The organism is Pseudomonas sp. KU26590 (genome assembly GCF_026153515.1).
In the GTDB taxonomy this organism is placed as follows: domain Bacteria; phylum Pseudomonadota; class Gammaproteobacteria; order Pseudomonadales; family Pseudomonadaceae; genus Aquipseudomonas.
On record NZ_CP110644.1, the window covers coordinates 4,417,689 to 4,431,884 of the forward strand.

General features: G+C 61.9%; 15 protein-coding genes. 8 read left to right on the top strand and 7 right to left on the bottom strand.

Annotated features, from left to right (window positions below; genetic code table 11):
- Positions 1 to 22: 22 nt before the first annotated feature.
- The 4 genes from OKW98_RS19680 to OKW98_RS19695 form a co-directional block, all read right to left on the bottom strand.
- Positions 23 to 610 carry a LysE family translocator gene (locus OKW98_RS19680; RefSeq protein ID WP_265386269.1) on the bottom strand — a complete coding sequence of 196 codons (588 nt, stop codon included), beginning with the start codon at positions 608 to 610 and terminating at the stop codon, positions 23 to 25.
- A 115-nt stretch (positions 611 to 725) separates the two neighbouring features.
- Positions 726 to 2,195 (bottom strand): MFS transporter, encoded by a 1,470-nt coding sequence (locus OKW98_RS19685; protein WP_265386270.1) that lies wholly within the window; start codon positions 2,193 to 2,195, stop codon positions 726 to 728.
- Positions 2,196 to 2,366: 171 nt separating this feature from the next.
- On the bottom strand, positions 2,367 to 3,800 hold the full coding sequence (locus tag OKW98_RS19690) for an NAD-dependent succinate-semialdehyde dehydrogenase (RefSeq protein ID WP_265386271.1): 1,434 nt from the start codon (positions 3,798 to 3,800) through the stop codon (positions 2,367 to 2,369).
- A 542-nt stretch (positions 3,801 to 4,342) separates the two neighbouring features.
- Positions 4,343 to 4,636, bottom strand: a complete 294-nt coding sequence (locus tag OKW98_RS19695; protein WP_265386272.1) for an ArsR/SmtB family transcription factor — start codon at positions 4,634 to 4,636, stop codon at positions 4,343 to 4,345.
- 225 nt (positions 4,637 to 4,861) lie between these two features.
- Between OKW98_RS19695 and OKW98_RS19700 the strand changes: the two genes are divergently transcribed.
- Positions 4,862 to 6,265, top strand: a complete 1,404-nt coding sequence (locus OKW98_RS19700) for a nucleobase:cation symporter-2 family protein (protein WP_265386273.1) — start codon at positions 4,862 to 4,864, stop codon at positions 6,263 to 6,265.
- A gap of 121 nt (positions 6,266 to 6,386) precedes the next feature.
- Positions 6,387 to 6,869, top strand: coding sequence for an LEA type 2 family protein (locus tag OKW98_RS19705; RefSeq protein ID WP_265386274.1), 483 nt, complete (start codon positions 6,387 to 6,389; stop codon positions 6,867 to 6,869).
- Positions 6,870 to 7,026: 157 nt separating this feature from the next.
- Here the strand turns inward: OKW98_RS19705 and OKW98_RS19710 are convergent, their stop codons facing one another.
- A complete protein-coding gene (locus tag OKW98_RS19710) occupies positions 7,027 to 7,284 on the bottom strand; it encodes a hypothetical protein (RefSeq protein ID WP_265386275.1) in 258 nt (85 codons plus the stop codon).
- 201 nt (positions 7,285 to 7,485) lie between these two features.
- Between OKW98_RS19710 and OKW98_RS19715 the strand changes: the two genes are divergently transcribed.
- Positions 7,486 to 7,806, top strand: a complete 321-nt coding sequence (locus OKW98_RS19715) for a DUF883 family protein (protein WP_265386276.1) — start codon at positions 7,486 to 7,488, stop codon at positions 7,804 to 7,806.
- 168 nt (positions 7,807 to 7,974) lie between these two features.
- On the opposite strand, the gene OKW98_RS19720 is transcribed toward OKW98_RS19715, so the two are convergent.
- The gene (locus tag OKW98_RS19720) at positions 7,975 to 8,328 is read right to left on the bottom strand and encodes an SPOR domain-containing protein (protein WP_265386277.1); all 354 of its coding nucleotides are present in this window, start codon (positions 8,326 to 8,328) and stop codon (positions 7,975 to 7,977) included.
- Positions 8,329 to 8,802: 474 nt separating this feature from the next.
- Between OKW98_RS19720 and OKW98_RS19725 the strand changes: the two genes are divergently transcribed.
- The 5 genes from OKW98_RS19725 to OKW98_RS19745 all read left to right on the top strand — a co-directional run bounded on the left by OKW98_RS19725 (position 8,803) and on the right by OKW98_RS19745 (position 13,048).
- A complete protein-coding gene (locus tag OKW98_RS19725; protein ID WP_265389788.1) occupies positions 8,803 to 9,357 on the top strand; it encodes a paraquat-inducible protein A in 555 nt (184 codons plus the stop codon).
- Positions 9,354 to 9,971 (top strand): paraquat-inducible protein A, encoded by a 618-nt coding sequence (locus tag OKW98_RS19730; RefSeq protein ID WP_265386278.1) that lies wholly within the window; start codon positions 9,354 to 9,356, stop codon positions 9,969 to 9,971. Before OKW98_RS19725 ends, OKW98_RS19730 begins: the two co-directional genes overlap by 4 nt.
- Complete coding sequence (locus tag OKW98_RS19735) at positions 9,961 to 11,637, top strand: intermembrane transport protein PqiB (protein WP_265386279.1); 1,677 nt, start codon at positions 9,961 to 9,963, stop codon at positions 11,635 to 11,637. Before OKW98_RS19730 ends, OKW98_RS19735 begins: the two co-directional genes overlap by 11 nt.
- Complete coding sequence (locus OKW98_RS19740) at positions 11,634 to 12,257, top strand: PqiC family protein (protein ID WP_265386280.1); 624 nt, start codon at positions 11,634 to 11,636, stop codon at positions 12,255 to 12,257. The genes OKW98_RS19735 and OKW98_RS19740 overlap by 4 nt, the downstream gene beginning before the upstream one ends.
- Positions 12,258 to 12,577: 320 nt before the next feature.
- Positions 12,578 to 13,048, top strand: a complete 471-nt coding sequence (locus tag OKW98_RS19745) for a helix-turn-helix domain-containing protein (RefSeq protein ID WP_265386281.1) — start codon at positions 12,578 to 12,580, stop codon at positions 13,046 to 13,048.
- 145 nt (positions 13,049 to 13,193) lie between these two features.
- On the opposite strand, the gene araH is transcribed toward OKW98_RS19745, so the two are convergent.
- The gene (araH, locus tag OKW98_RS19750) at positions 13,194 to 14,159 is read right to left on the bottom strand and encodes an L-arabinose ABC transporter permease AraH (RefSeq protein WP_265386282.1); all 966 of its coding nucleotides are present in this window, start codon (positions 14,157 to 14,159) and stop codon (positions 13,194 to 13,196) included.
- Positions 14,160 to 14,196: the final 37 nt, after the last annotated feature.

Below are 14,196 nucleotides of genomic sequence, written 5' to 3' on the forward strand. Positions count from 1 at the left end.
TGCTGCTGCTCGCCAGCGAGGCTCAGACGTAAAACAGCGACACCGCGCAGCCTGCCAACAGCGCCGCCATGCTGCGGTTGAACACGCGGATGCGCCGAGGGCTGCGCAAGTATGGGCCGAGAAAGGCACCGGCGTAAGCCCAGCAACCCACCGACAGGTAGCACACGACGAAGTAGATCAGCGCAAATAGACCGATCAGTCGCGCCTCGCCATCGGCCACGAACGCCCCCATCCCTGCCACCGCCGCCAGCCAGGCTTTCGGGTTCAGCCACTGCATCGCTGCCCCATGAAGAAAGGACGGCTGGCGGGTCGGTTTGGCGACGTCCAGGTGTCCGTTATCCATCGCCAGCTTCCACGCCAGATACAGCAGAAACGCCACCCCGGCCCAGCGAATCATCTCGGTCAGCATCGGGTAGCGCTGCAGCACTTCATGCAGGCCAAACCCGGTGAACATCAGCAGCACCACAAAGCCGACGGTTGCGCCGAGCACATGGCGCAAGCTGGCGATCAGGCCGAACTGCGCGCCCGAGCTGAGCGCCACCACGTTCACCGGCCCCGGCGATATGGACGCGGCCAGTGCGAACGCCGCCATGGAAATCATCAGGTTCATTGCACGTCTCACCCTTCATTGACTGTGGGGTGAGTGTACGAAGCGCGGCCGGGTGGGCGATTGAACAAAACTGACCAATCGCCGACCGCGTGCTGGAGTCAGTCGTGGGGCTGGGTCAGTCGTGGGCTTGGGACAGGGGCCGCGCCACTTCTTCAAGGGATTTGCCTTCCGAGGCCACGCCCCAGATCGCCTGCACCACGGCGGCCAGCAACATCAACGCGGCGCCGATCAGGTAGCCGAAGAACACCGGGCCGCGCTCGTGGGTGTCGATCAACTCGCCGAACAGCGTCGGGCCGACAATGCCACCCAGCGCCGTGCCGAACGCATAGAACACAGCAATCGCCAGGGCGCGAATTTCCAGCGGGAAGGTTTCGGCGACGGTCAGGTAGGCCGAACTGGCCGCTGCCGATGCGAAGAAGAAAATGATCATCCAGGCGATGGCCTGTTGCGTGACATCCAGAACGCCCTGCTGGAACAGATAGCCGCTGATGGTCAGCAGGACCCCGGAGACGGCGTAGGTCAGGCTGATCATCACCCGCCGCCCCACCACATCGAACAGCCGCCCCAACAGCAAAGGGCCGCAGAAATTACCTAACGCGAGGGGCAGCACGTACCAGCCGATCGAGGCCGACGGCACTTGATAGAACTCGGTGAGCACCAGCGCGTAGGTGAAGAAGATCGCGTTGTAAAAGAACGCCTGGGCGGTCAGCAACGTCAGGCCCACCAAGGCGCGACGGCGGTAGGTGTTGAACAGCGTGTGGAAGATCTCTTTCAGCGGCGTGTGATCCCGCGCGTGCAAACGTAATGGCGAGCCCGTTGGCGCGGAAAGCTCGTGCCCTTGGCGGCGCCGGCGGTCTTCAATCCCTTCCACAATCACCCTCGCCTCCTCGCCCTGGCCATGAATCAACAGCCAGCGCGGGCTTTCCGGCAGCCACAGGCGCATCAACAGAATGATCAGACCCAGCACCGCGCCGATGCCGAAACACAGGCGCCAGCCCATGTCCGCGCCGACCCACGGGGCGTCCAGCAGCACGATGGAGCCGACCGCGCCCAAGGCTGCGCCGTTCCAGAAGGTGCCGTTGATGGTCAGATCCACCCAGCCGCGAAACCTCGCCGGGGTGAATTCCTGAATGGTCGAGTTGATCGCCGTGTACTCGCCACCGATGCCCATCCCGGTGAGGAACCGGAACAGCAAAAAGCTCCAGAGGCTGAAGGAGAACGCCGTGGCGGCGGTCGCGGTGATGTACAGCGCGAGGGTGATGAAGAACAGTTTGCGCCGGCCCAGACGGTCGGTCAGCCAGCCAAAGAACAACGCCCCCAGCACCGCGCCGCAGATATAGGCGCCGCCGGCAAGGCCGATGTCGGCGTTGGTCAGGTGCAGGACCGGGCTGTCTTTCAACGCCCCGGACACCGAGCCGGCCAGCGTGACCTCCAGCCCGTCGAGCAGCCAGGTGATGCCCAGCGCAAACACCAGCAACGTATGAAACCGCCCCCACGGCAGACGATCGAGCCGGGCCGGCAGGTCCGTTTCAAACACTGCGCCTTTGGGGTCTGCCGCTACTGCCTGAACGCTGCTGATGGCCATGAGTCGTCCCCGTGGATCGTAAGTGATCTGTGGGTTCAGAGTTCGCGGGGGGCGTGGGAGTTCAGCCGCACTCAACACCCGAGCCGGCTTGCTGGCGAATGCGCTGGGGCAGTCGCCTCAAGGGTGGCTGGCCGTCACGGTTCGCCAGCAAGCCGGCTCCTACAGTAGGCGTTAAACGTTAAACACCGTCACCAGCTTGGTGTTCAGGTAGGCCTCGATCGCCTCGGTGCCTCCCTCGGACCCGTAGCCGGAATCCTTGATGCCGCCGAATGGCACTTCAACCAGACCAATGCCCTGGTGGTTGATCGACAGCATGCCGGCTTCGATGCGGGTGCTGAGGATGTGGGTGGTTTTCATCGACGAGGTGAACGCATATGACGCCAGGCCAAATGGCACGCGGTTGGATTCCTTGACGGCATCCTCCACTGTGTCGAACGGCACCAGCAGCGCCACCGGGCCAAACGGTTCTTCGTTCATGATGCGCATTTCGGTGGTCAGGCCGCTGATGACCGTGGGCTGGAAGAAGTAGCCCGGCCCTTCGATGGCCTTGCCGCCGACGTGGACCTTGGCGCCCTTGTCGCTGGCGTCCTTGACCAATGCGTTCAACGCCGGAATGCGTCGCTCGTTGGCCACCGGGCCCATGGTCACGCCCTGCTCCAGGCCGTTACCGACCTTCAACTCGTGGGTGTGGCCGACGAACTTCTCGACGAATTCATCGAACACGCCGCGCTGAACCAGAATCCGCGTGGGTGACACGCAGACCTGCCCGGCGTTGCGGAACTTGGCAGTTGCCAGGGTGCGCGCCGCCAGGTCGATGTCCGCGTCGTCGAACACCAGCGCCGGGGCGTGGCCGCCGAGCTCCATGGTGGCGCGCTTCATGTGCTGACCGGCCAACGCTGCCAGCTGCTTGCCCACCGGGGTGGAGCCGGTGAAGGTGACTTTCTTGATGGTCGGGTGGGCAATCAGGTAGCTGGAAATCTGCGCAGGGTCGCCGTAAACCAGGCCGATGACGCCCGCCGGAACGCCGGCATCAACGAAGGCGCGGACCAGTTCGGCAGGCGACGCCGGGGTTTCTTCCGGGGCCTTGACGATGATCGAGCAGCCGGCCGCCAGCGCCGAGGACAGCTTGCGCACCACCTGGTTGATCGGGAAGTTCCACGGTGTGAATGCCGCCACCGGACCGACCGGTTCCTTGATGACTTTCTGCTCAACCGAAACATTGCGCGATGGCACCAGGCGGCCATAGGCGCGGCGGCCTTCTTCGGCCAGCCAGTCGATGATGTCGGCGGCAGACAGGGTTTCCATGCGCGCTTCGGCCAGCGGCTTGCCCTGTTCCTGGGTCATGATGTTGGCGATGTGATCGACGCGGTCGCGCAGCAGATTGGCGGCCTTTTGCATGATTTTGTAGCGGTCGTAGGCCGGGGTGCTGCGCCAGGTGTCGAAGCCGCGCTCGGCCGCTGCCAGTGCCTGGTCCAGGTCGGCGATGTCGGCGTGGGCCACGGTGCCGAGGGTTTCGCCGTCGGCCGGGTTGATGACGCTGAGGGTGCGGCCGTCTGCACTGGCGCGCCATTGGCCATCGATGAACAGTTGAACGTCTGGGTACATGGGGAACTCCGGATGCGGGACGTTTCAAGAAATAGGGGTGGTCAGGGCTATTTTCAATGGGGCTGAAGGAGATCAAGGGCGTCGGCCTGGGGGCCGACTGTTTCGCCTTCGGCGAGTTACTTTTGAAAAGCAGCAAAAGTAACCAAAACTGCCTGCTCCTGGTTGGGCCCTTCCTTCGTCAGGGTTCCTTCACTCCGGTCTCGCTCCGTGGGCCCGCTGCCATCCGCCATCCATGGCGGGGGGCAGCTCTCGCCGCATCCATGCGGCTCGGCCCACGGAGCGAGACCTGCGTTCAGCCTGCACCCAAGTCGCGTTTTGCGGTGTCTGGGCTTTTTGTGTACGAAGATCAAGAGCAGATCAAGGGCTTCCCGGCTGAAGCCGGTCCTACAAATTGCATGCGGTCTGTCGGCTGCATGCGGTCTGTAGGACCGGCTTTAGCCGGGAAGGCGCCGGTGGGTTCACCATAAATCTTGATTGTTCCCACGCTCCGCGTGGTTACACCGCCCCGGACGCTCCGCGTCCTTCAGACCACGCGGAGCGCGCTAGATCTGCATTAACTGCCGGGCGTAGGCGTGGAGCACCTCGCGCTGGATCATGAAGCTGGCGTATTTGCCGTCGCGCAGGGTGGCGATCAGGCCGGCGCGTTCGAGCTCTTTGGTGTGGTGGGAAACGGTGGCGGCGCTGACCGGATGGACCTTCAGCACTTCGGCGCATGCCAGCGCCTGTTCGCTGTCGCCGATCTGGACCAGGATCCGGAAGCGGCGGCTGTCAGCCAGCGCCCGGGCTATCAATGCGAATTGCGAGTCACTTAACGGAAACTGCTGTGCCGTGCTCATGATGATCGTGACGCCTCAGTAAAAACCTCCTTGTCCAGAGATACTGCAGTGCCAATCCGACAGACCGATGACGGTCACCCCTGATGGCGATCACCATTATGGAGGCTCGCGGCGACGGATGGTTCATCGTCGGGAGAATTACCCTGCAAATCACCTGACCTTTGCCGCTGACCTGCGAAGTGTTTTCTGGCATTCTGCGCGCCCTTTTTCCCACGGCCGATTGCCATGCCAGCATCCACTGACCTTATTTACGGACTCGATGACCGGCCGCATCTCACCGCCGCTGTCTTCGCGGCGGTGCAGCACGTGCTGGCCAGTTTCGTCGGCATCATCACCCCTACCCTCATCGTCGGCAGCGTGCTCGGGCTCGACAGCGAAGTGCCCTACCTGATCAGCATGGCGCTGTTCGTCTCGGGGCTGGGCACCTTCATTCAGGCCAAACGCTTCGGCCCGATCGGCTCAGGCCTGCTGTGCCTGCAGGGCACCAGCTTTTCCTTCCTCAGCGTAATTCTCAGCGCCGGGTTTCTGGTCAAGAGTCGCGGCGGCGGCACCAACGAAATCCTCTCGACGATCTTCGGCGTGTGTTTCTGCGCAGCGTTCGTCGAAGTCGCCCTCAGCCAGTTCATCGGTAAATTGCGCAAGCTGATCACCCCGGTGGTCACGGGCACGATCATTACCCTGATGGGCCTGTCACTGTTGAAAGTGGCGATGACCGACATGGCCGGCGGCTTCGGCGCGAGCGACCTGGGTTCGGCGGCGAACATGGGCCTGGCCGGCCTGGTGCTGATGACCATCGTGGTGCTTAACCGCTTCAATATCCCGCTACTGCGCCTGAGCGCGATCATCATCGCCCTGACCCTGGGCTTCGCCGTCGCGTGGTTCATGGGACGGGTGGATTTTGCGCAGATGCCCCACGTACCGATGATGAGCCTTCCGGTGCCCTTTAAATACGGGTTTTCCTTCGACCTGCTGGCGTTCATCCCCATCGCGGTGATCTTTCTCGTGTCGCCGCTGGAGGCCGCCGGGGACCTCACCGCCAACTCGATGATTTCCCGGCAGCCAGTGACCGGGCCGCTGTACATCCGGCGGATCAAGTCGGGTCTGCTGGCAGACGGGCTGAATTCGGTGCTGGCCGCGACGTTCAACAGCCTGCCCATGGTGACCTTCGCGCAAAACAATGGGGTCATTCAGCTGACGGGCGTGGCCAGCCGCTACGTCGCGTTTTTCATCGCCGGGATTTTGGTGCTGCTGGGCCTGTTCCCGATCATCGGCGCTGTGCTGCAATTGATGCCGAAGCCGGTGCTGGGTGGCGCGACGCTGATCATGTTCGGCACCGTCGCGGTGGCGGGCATCAAGATCCTCTCGGAAGCCGGCCTGCATCGGCGCAACATGCTGATCGTGGCGATTTCCCTGGGCATGGGCCTGGGCGTTGCTGCCGTGCCGGAAGTCTTGCGCGAGCTGCCCAAGGCGCTGCACAACATTTTCGAATCGCCTATCACCGTCGGCGCGTTTTGCGCAATCATCCTCAATATCTTTCTGCCGGAAGACTATCAGGAGCCGGAGCTCACCGAATTCGATCCGGAAGCGGCGACCTTCAAGGTGCTGCAGGATCCACCCTCACAGCCCTGACGCCGAGCCCGATACGGAACCTGACGCAGAACCTCTCCCGGCGCGCGAGGTCGCACAGTTGAATCGTCAGGATGGTTCAAGGGGCGTGTTGCGCCCCAACTGCCTGCCACGGGAGTCACCGATGCCGCTACGCACGATCCGCACCCTCCTCGCCGGCCTGACCATGGTGCTGGCGCTAAGTGCCTGTGCGCTGTTTCCCAATCGCGACCCGCTGAACATCAACGTGGTCGGCATCGATCCCCTGCCCGGCCAGGATCTGGAAATCCGCTTCGCCGTGAAGCTGCGCCTGCAGAACCCCAATGACACCGACATCCAGTACGACGGCGTGGCGTTGAATCTGGACGTCAACGGCCGCTTGCTGGCCTCAGGCGTCAGTGACCAGAAAGGCACGATCGGCCGGTTCTCCGAAGGCGTGCTGACGGTGCCGGTCACCGTTTCAGCCTTTGCCGCCCTGCGCCAGGCGGTGGGCCTCGCCGATCAGCAGCGCCTGGACAACCTGCCCTACGAGCTTCACGGCAAGCTGGCCGGCGGACTGTTCGGGACTATGCGCTTTGAGGACAGCGGCACGCTGAGCCTGCCGAAGCCGGCTGGCGGCAGTTGGTGATAGCAAACTGCATCACCGGCTTCACGCTTTTAATGGGACCGGCCTTAGCCGGAAAAGCGGCAGGCGCCACACCGCAGAAATCCGGCAAAAATGACGTCCCCACGACTGGCCTCTTACCGGCTAAAGCCGGTCACACAAATGGGCGGGATTGACTGCCTCAGCCCCGCGCCGCCGCCACCTGGCGATTGACCTCGGCGCGCACCATGTTGGCGTACTCCGGCGGCGACATGGCATCGAGTTCGCCGCGCACCCACTCCGACCATTTGCCCTTGCGCTTGGCCCGTTCGCCCATCAGCCGGGCGGCGTCGCTCTTGGCCTTGCCCAGATTGCTCTGCCACAGATCGAACAGACGAGACTTTTCGTCCTCGATGGCGGCGCGTTCCGGAAGGGTTTTATTGGCCAGGTTGTAGCTCATGATCAGTACCTCGATGTGCAAAACGAAACGCTTGAACGGAGCCGGTGACAGGCTCGAAAAACGTCAGCATCTTACACCCGCCGACGGTGAATCCCGACCCCATTCGTTGTACTTTTTGGACGCTCGCGTAATTGAGCTGCAACTTTTCAAGCGCTCAAAACTCCATTGCACACTGCCATAACCACTGAAAGGAAATTTGCCATGGCTCGTAAAACTGCTGCCCAGAACGCCGCTGTCGAACAGATCAAGGATCAAGCGTTCAGCGAACTGGCCGCCCTCATTGAAGAGTCCGACAAACTGCTCAAGGACAGCGCCTCACTGGTAGGCGAAGAAGCCGACACCATGCGCGCCCAGCTGAGCCAGAAGCTCAAGCAGGCACTGGACTCGGTAGGCAGCGTGCGCGAACGCGCCAAGCCAGCCGTTGATGCCACCGAAAACTACATCGGCGGCCACCCATGGCAGACCGTGGCGGTCTCTGCGGGTTTCGGTCTGGTGGTAGGTCTGTTGCTGGGCCGTCGTTGATTAACGACGTTTGAACGGCTTACGGATAGGTTTCAGTCGGGAAGTATCAGGCATCGACTCTGATTTTGAGGGTGCTTGAGCTGGCCTCTTCCCGGCTGAAGCCGGTCCTGCGACGGCGTAATCCGCTTGGTAGGACCGGCTTTAGCCGACAAGCCCCTCAAAAAATCTTTATGACCGCGGCGCGATCACTTCCAGCTGTGACAAACGATGGCCTTTGACCATCGCGCCATCGATCTCCGTCTTCGCCTTCTCGGCGTCTGCCTGAGACTCGAACGGCCCGATCATCACCACTTCCCTGCCATCGACCTTGACCACGTAAGACGGGTAATGGTGCTCGACCAGCCAATAGGTCATGTCGCTCAGCGCTTCCTTCAAATGGACACGAATGGTCCATTGCTGCGACGCCGGCGTCGGTGCTTCAGCGGTCGAATCAGTGCTCGGAACCTGGGCGGGCGTCGCTGCCTTGCCGCCATCACAACCCGCCAGTATCAGCACCGCCACCATCATTGCCATCTTGCGCACGTCTGTTGCTCCTCGTTTGAAGTGGCGGGAGTCTACCATCGCATGAGGAGGCGAGTTGTTACGCCCAGCCGCTAAACCGCTCGACAACAGCGCTGAACCGCGCCCCAAAACTCTCCAGTCACAACGATCTGAGAAGATTGCCGCCACCGTTACACATTAGGCCGAACCCAATGATGGCACTGTGGTCAATCTCTCAAGTCTTTTCGCAGGCGCGTCTTTCATGACATTCACCTCAACTAATGCGAGCCTGCGCTCGGCTGACAGGGTATCGTTGCCCGCCCGCCACCCAGGCGCGCAATCGACGAAACCCGATCTATCGTGAACACACCCATGACTTCAGCGACGCCCGCGCCGATGACTGACCGTTCTCACCGCCAGGCTCATGCATCCGAGCAGCCGCCTGCCCCGGCGATCGCACAGACGCGCGCCGATCAGTGGATCATCTGCGAGCACTGCGACTCGGTCTATGAGGCCATGCCCCTGAACAAGGGCGAGGCCGCCTATTGCCTGCGCTGCGCTGCGATTCTGCGTCGCAATCATCGGCTGACCATCGAGCAGTTGCTGGCACTGAGCATCGCCGCCTGCGTTCTGTTCATCTTCGCCAACGTATTCCCGGTCATCAGCATCAGCATGCAGGGCCTGCACAACGAGGTGACCCTGTGGGGTTCGGTTCAGGCGCTGGCCCAGGGGCAGATCACCCTGATCGCGCTGGTCGCAGGACTGGCTATCATTCTTGCGCCGGCGCTGCAGATCGCCTTGCTGTTCTGGGTGCTGGCCCACGCCAACCGCGGCGAGATCGCCCCCGGTTTCAAAATGTGCATGCGCACCCTCGAACACCTGCGGCCCTGGAGCATGCTGGAGGTGTGCCTGCTGGGGGTTCTGGTGGCCATCGTCAAACTCGGGGGCATGCTGGACGTGCACGCGGGCGTCGGCCTCTGGGCCATGGCCATGCTGATGGTGCTGATTGTGCTGATTGCCGGCAAGGACATCCGCCGGCTGTGGGACGAACTGGGAGTCGGGCCTGAATGAACGGCATTCCCTACGCCCGCGAGTACAAGGTCACCCTGTGCCACGTCTGCAGCTACGTCTGCCCGGAAGACGCCCATGAATGCCCGCGCTGCGATTCGCCGGTGCATCGGCGCAAGCCCAACAGCCTGACGCGCACCTGGGCCTTTCTGATTGCGGGGCTGATCTTTTACATCCCGGCCAACCTGTTGCCGGTGATGTACACGACGATGCTCGGCAGCAGCAGCGAGAACACCATCATGAGCGGGGTCATCGAGTTTGCCGAAAGCGGCTCGTGGGACATCGCCATTCTGATTTTCATCGCCAGCGTGGTCGTGCCCTGCATCAAGTTCCTGGTGCTGGGCCTGCTGCTGGTGACATGCCAGCGCCGCAGCACCTGGGCGATGCGCGAACGTTCGCGGCTGTTTCGTTTCATTGAGTTGATCGGCTATTGGTCCATGCTCGACGTGCTAGTGGTCGCGATGGTGGCCGCGCTGGTTCAGTTTCGCGGGCTCAGCACCATCGAGCCGCGCCTTGGCATTCTGTTTTTTGGTTTGGTGGTGGTGATGACCATGCTTGCCGCCATGACGTTCGATCCCCGGCTAATCTGGGACGCAGAGGTTGAAGATGTCCGATAACACCCTACCCCCCTCCCCGCCGACCCGACCGCAGGTCAAGGCCCGCAAGGTCCGCGTTTCGCTGGTCTGGCTGGTGCCGATCGTCGCGGCGCTGATCGGCCTGTCGATGGTGGTTCATGACTTCCTCAACGTCGGCCCCAAAGTGGTGGTCAGCTTCCTCACGGCCGAGGGTCTGGAAGCCAAGAAAACCCAGGTCAAGTACAAGAACGTCGTCATCGGCATGGTCACCGACATCGAGCTCAGCGATGACCGCACCCACGTGCTGGCAAGCATTGACCTCAATCAGTCGGCAGCGCCGTTCACCCGCGCCGACACGCAGTACTGGGTGGTGCGTCCGCGCATCGGTGCCCACGGCGTGACCGGCGTCGACACCCTGTTGTCGGGTGCGTTCATCGGCGCCGATGCCGGCAGCTCGGAAGAAACCAAAAAAGACTTCACCGGTCTTGAAACCCCGCCGGCCGTGACCTTCGGCGAGAAAGGCAAGCGCTTCATTCTGCACACCGACGACCTCGGCTCGCTGGACATCGGCTCGCCGGTGTACTTCCGCCGCATCCAGGTGGGCCAGGTCGTGGCCTACGAACTGGCGAAGGACGGCAAGGGCGTCGACGTCGAGATTTTCGTCGGCGCGCCCAACGATCAGTTCGTCCTCGACGATTCACGCTTCTGGAACGCCAGCGGCGTCGACGTCACCCTCGGCGCCTCGGGACTGAAAGTGTCGACGCAGTCCATGGCCTCGATCCTGTCCGGCGGCATTGCCTTCCGCGAACCCAAATACAGCCCGGATGCCAAGCCGGCCAATGGCAACGCTGAATTCAAACTGTTCGAAGACCAGGCCACAGCACTGGCGCCGCCCGATGGCGAGCCCAAATACATCCGCATGCGTTTCAACCAGTCGTTGCGCGGCCTGGTGGTCAACGCGCCGGTGGACTTCCTTGGCGTTAACGTGGGCCGCGTGGTGTCTGTAGACCTCGACTACGACGCGGCGACGGGAACGTTCCCCGGCATCGTGGGCGCCGTGATCTATCCGCAACGTCTGGGTGCAGCGAATGACAAGCTGAAACAGCAAGCGGGCGGTGGTGACGAGGAAGAGCAGACGTCTCGAATTCTCGGCCAATTCGTCGAGCGCGGCCTGCGAGCACAGGTGCGCACCGGTAACTTGCTCACCGGCCAGTTGTACGTCGCCATGGATTTCGACCCCAAAGCAACGAAAGTTGTCTACAACGCCAAAGCGCGGCCGATGGAGATCCCGACGGTGCCAGGCAGCTTCGACAAACTGCAGGAGCAGTTGCAGGCGTTCGTCGACAAACTCGGCAAGATCCCCCTCGACGACCTGGCAAAGAACCTCAATGGCAGCCTGATCGAACTTCAGAAAACCATGAAGCAGGTCAACAGCGACGTCTTGCCTCAGATGCGCGGCGCGTTGCAGCAAGCGCAGAAAACCCTGGGCACGGCCAACGAAGCGCTGTCGGATGACTCCCCTGCGCGTCAGCAACTGGGTCAGGCCATGGACGAAGTGCAGCGCACCGCGCGCTCGGTGCGGGTATTGACCGACTTCCTCAGCCGCCATCCTGAATCGCTGATTCGCGGTCGCACCGGCGACGCGGCGCCCGGCTCATACAAAGGATCATCCTCTTCCCGCGAAATCGCTCCGGAGCCTGCTCAATGACCTTGCGTAACTCGTTCCTTGCCCTGGCCTGTGTGCTGGGTGTGACAGCCTGCGCCTCCACACCGACCCACTATTACACGCTGATAGCGCCGGCCACTCCGGCGCCAGCCAATGTGAGTCAGGCGCCGTTCCAGTTTGAAATGCAGGCGGTGCTCATGCCGGTGCAGGTCGATCAGCCGCCGCTGGTCATCCGCCAGGGCAATGGCAGCCTGGCGATTCTGGAGAATGAACGCTGGGGCGCGCCGTTGGGTGATGAGTTCCATGACGCGCTGACCGGGCAGCTTGAGCGGCGCTTCGGCTCCCGCGACCTGGCGGGTTTGCCTAAACAAAGCGACCAGCCGGTGCTGTCGGTGCGCACCGACGTGCGTCGCTTTGAGTCGGTGCTCGATCAATACGCGCTGATCGACGTGGTCTGGAACCTGAGCCTGCGCGGCAGCGGAGCCGAGCCCGGCACCAAGCGGCAGAGCCTTACCTGCAGCAGCGTCATTCGGCAACCGGCCGGCATTGGCATGGAAGGTCTGGTGGTTGCGCATCAGAAAGCCGTTTCGACGCTGGCCGATATCATCGCCCGCACCGCCACACAATGGGCGCGCCAAGCCGACGCCCGCTGCCCTTCCTGACAGGATGGACGCCGGGGCTTCAGGCGCCCGGCCTTTCCACGTCATGCCCCCTCTTTCAAGCCGCTATTCAAAACGCCAACAGTTGTACCAAACCACTTCGTTCGAATGGTTATCGTACAACTGTTTGAGAAAACTCCTACAACGCGAAATTTTGGGATCCACATTCCCACCGGATGACGTTATTGTCTAGCCCGGTATGAATAGATTAAACCTCATAAGCCGCACCCGTTTGCGTTGATCCGCTCATCCTACCGCCGAGTCGATTCATGAATTCGCAATCAGCTGCTTAACGTCAGGGATTGTCAAATGGAGTTGAGAACATGACAGGCATTGGCCTGCGACTCAGGCAGGAACGCAACAGACTGAAGTTGTCACAGAGCGCAATGGGCGCAATCGGCGGCGTCGAGACGAACGCTCAGGGCAATTACGAGAACGGCACCCGCTCGCCGAAGGCCGATTATCTGCTCCGCATCGCGCAAGCCGGTGTCGACCTGAACTACGTCATGAGTGGCAACCGATCAGCTGCAGACCCGATGAAGATGGCGCCGGTGGCTGATCCTGAAGACAACCCGGACCTATACCCCCATATAACGAAAGTCACCCATCAGCTGCACCGTAATCTATACGGCCTGATCGATGCATCGTTGCAGCTCACGCAGCTCATCGAGGTGCGTAACCACGACGCCCGGTTCAACGAAGCGAAAGTGGAGCTGGAGACGATACGGATTGAAGCGCAGTCGCTGGCCCAGGCGACGATGCGGCTGATCTTCGAGACGTCGCGGCTCATGTAATGCGGCTGGTTGCCAGAGCGGAGGGTGTATGGGGCTTGCGATGTGTGGGGCTGGGCGTGCTAAAAAGGGGTCGATACATCCGCCAAGTGTTTAGCGGCTGGAACGCCGTCTTCCTGAGCAAGCTCAGCCCCACATGATGTAAACCTCAGCGACGCTTCAACCGGTCGATGATCACCGCCAGCAGCAGAATCGTGCCGCGAATCACGTACTGGTAGAAGGTGTCGATGTTCTTCAGGTTCATGGCGTTCTCAATGATCGCCAGGATCAACACACCGGCGATGACGTGGCGAATCATGCCGATCCCGCCGCTCAGGGACACCCCGCCCAGTACGCACGCGGAAATCACCGTCAGTTCGAAACCCTGACCGACCATTGGCTGACCCGAGGTCATGCGCGAGGCCAGCACCACACCGGCCAGCGCGCCGATCAGGCCGTGCACAGCGAAGATAATGATCTTGGTCCGGTCGACGTGTACGCCAGCCAGCAAAGCGGCTTCCTGGTTCCCGCCGATGGCCAGGGTGTTGCGGCCGTACGTGGTGTAGTTCAGCAGCCAGCCGAAGAACAGAAAGCAGACGATGGTGATCAGAATCGGCACCGGCACCCCGAACAGCTGGCCGTTACCGAACACAAAGAACGCCTCGTCACCCACACCCACGGCCTTGCCGTTGGAGAAGATGTAAGCCAGTCCGCGCACGATCTGCATGGTCGCCAGCGTCGTGATCAACGCATTGATGCGCAGCTTGGCGATGACGATGCCGTTGATCAGGCCCACCACCAAACCCATGGCGAGCGCGGCCGAAACGCCGAGAAACACGCTGTCGGTGTCACGTATGACGATGGCCGCGATCACCCCGGAGCACGCCAGCACCGAACCGACCGACAGGTCAAAATGCCCGGATGCCAGGCAGTAGAGCATGGTGCAGGCGGCGATGCCGACCGTTGAAATCGCCAGGCCCAGGCCGCGCATGTTCAGCGGCGACATGAAGTTGTCGATCAGCAGGGCACAGAGCACAAAAATGCCCAGGGCGGCCATCAGCATGGCCCAGTCGTCGACGAATCGACGCAGGTTCATGCCTTGGCGGGGAGCCGTCAGGCTGGATTCGGTAGACATACGCACCTCGTTCTTATTTTTCATAGCCAGGTTTTGA

Coding starts and splice junctions, on each gene's coding strand:
- OKW98_RS19685 (WP_265386270.1), bottom strand. CDS start 2,195: ATGGCCATCAGCAGCGTTCAGGCAGTAGCGGCAGACCCCAAAGGCGCA.
- OKW98_RS19690 (WP_265386271.1), bottom strand. CDS start 3,800: ATGTACCCAGACGTTCAACTGTTCATCGATGGCCAATGGCGCGCCAGT.
- OKW98_RS19680 (WP_265386269.1), bottom strand. CDS start 610: ATGAACCTGATGATTTCCATGGCGGCGTTCGCACTGGCCGCGTCCATA.
- OKW98_RS19705 (WP_265386274.1), top strand. CDS start 6,387: ATGCCGCTACGCACGATCCGCACCCTCCTCGCCGGCCTGACCATGGTG.
- OKW98_RS19715 (WP_265386276.1), top strand. CDS start 7,486: ATGGCTCGTAAAACTGCTGCCCAGAACGCCGCTGTCGAACAGATCAAG.
- OKW98_RS19725 (WP_265389788.1), top strand. CDS start 8,803: ATGCCCCTGAACAAGGGCGAGGCCGCCTATTGCCTGCGCTGCGCTGCG.
- OKW98_RS19700 (WP_265386273.1), top strand. CDS start 4,862: ATGCCAGCATCCACTGACCTTATTTACGGACTCGATGACCGGCCGCAT.
- OKW98_RS19745 (WP_265386281.1), top strand. CDS start 12,578: ATGACAGGCATTGGCCTGCGACTCAGGCAGGAACGCAACAGACTGAAG.
- araH (WP_265386282.1), bottom strand. CDS start 14,159: ATGTCTACCGAATCCAGCCTGACGGCTCCCCGCCAAGGCATGAACCTG.
- OKW98_RS19740 (WP_265386280.1), top strand. CDS start 11,634: ATGACCTTGCGTAACTCGTTCCTTGCCCTGGCCTGTGTGCTGGGTGTG.
- OKW98_RS19735 (WP_265386279.1), top strand. CDS start 9,961: ATGTCCGATAACACCCTACCCCCCTCCCCGCCGACCCGACCGCAGGTC.
- OKW98_RS19730 (WP_265386278.1), top strand. CDS start 9,354: ATGAACGGCATTCCCTACGCCCGCGAGTACAAGGTCACCCTGTGCCAC.
- OKW98_RS19695 (WP_265386272.1), bottom strand. CDS start 4,636: ATGAGCACGGCACAGCAGTTTCCGTTAAGTGACTCGCAATTCGCATTG.
- OKW98_RS19710 (WP_265386275.1), bottom strand. CDS start 7,284: ATGAGCTACAACCTGGCCAATAAAACCCTTCCGGAACGCGCCGCCATC.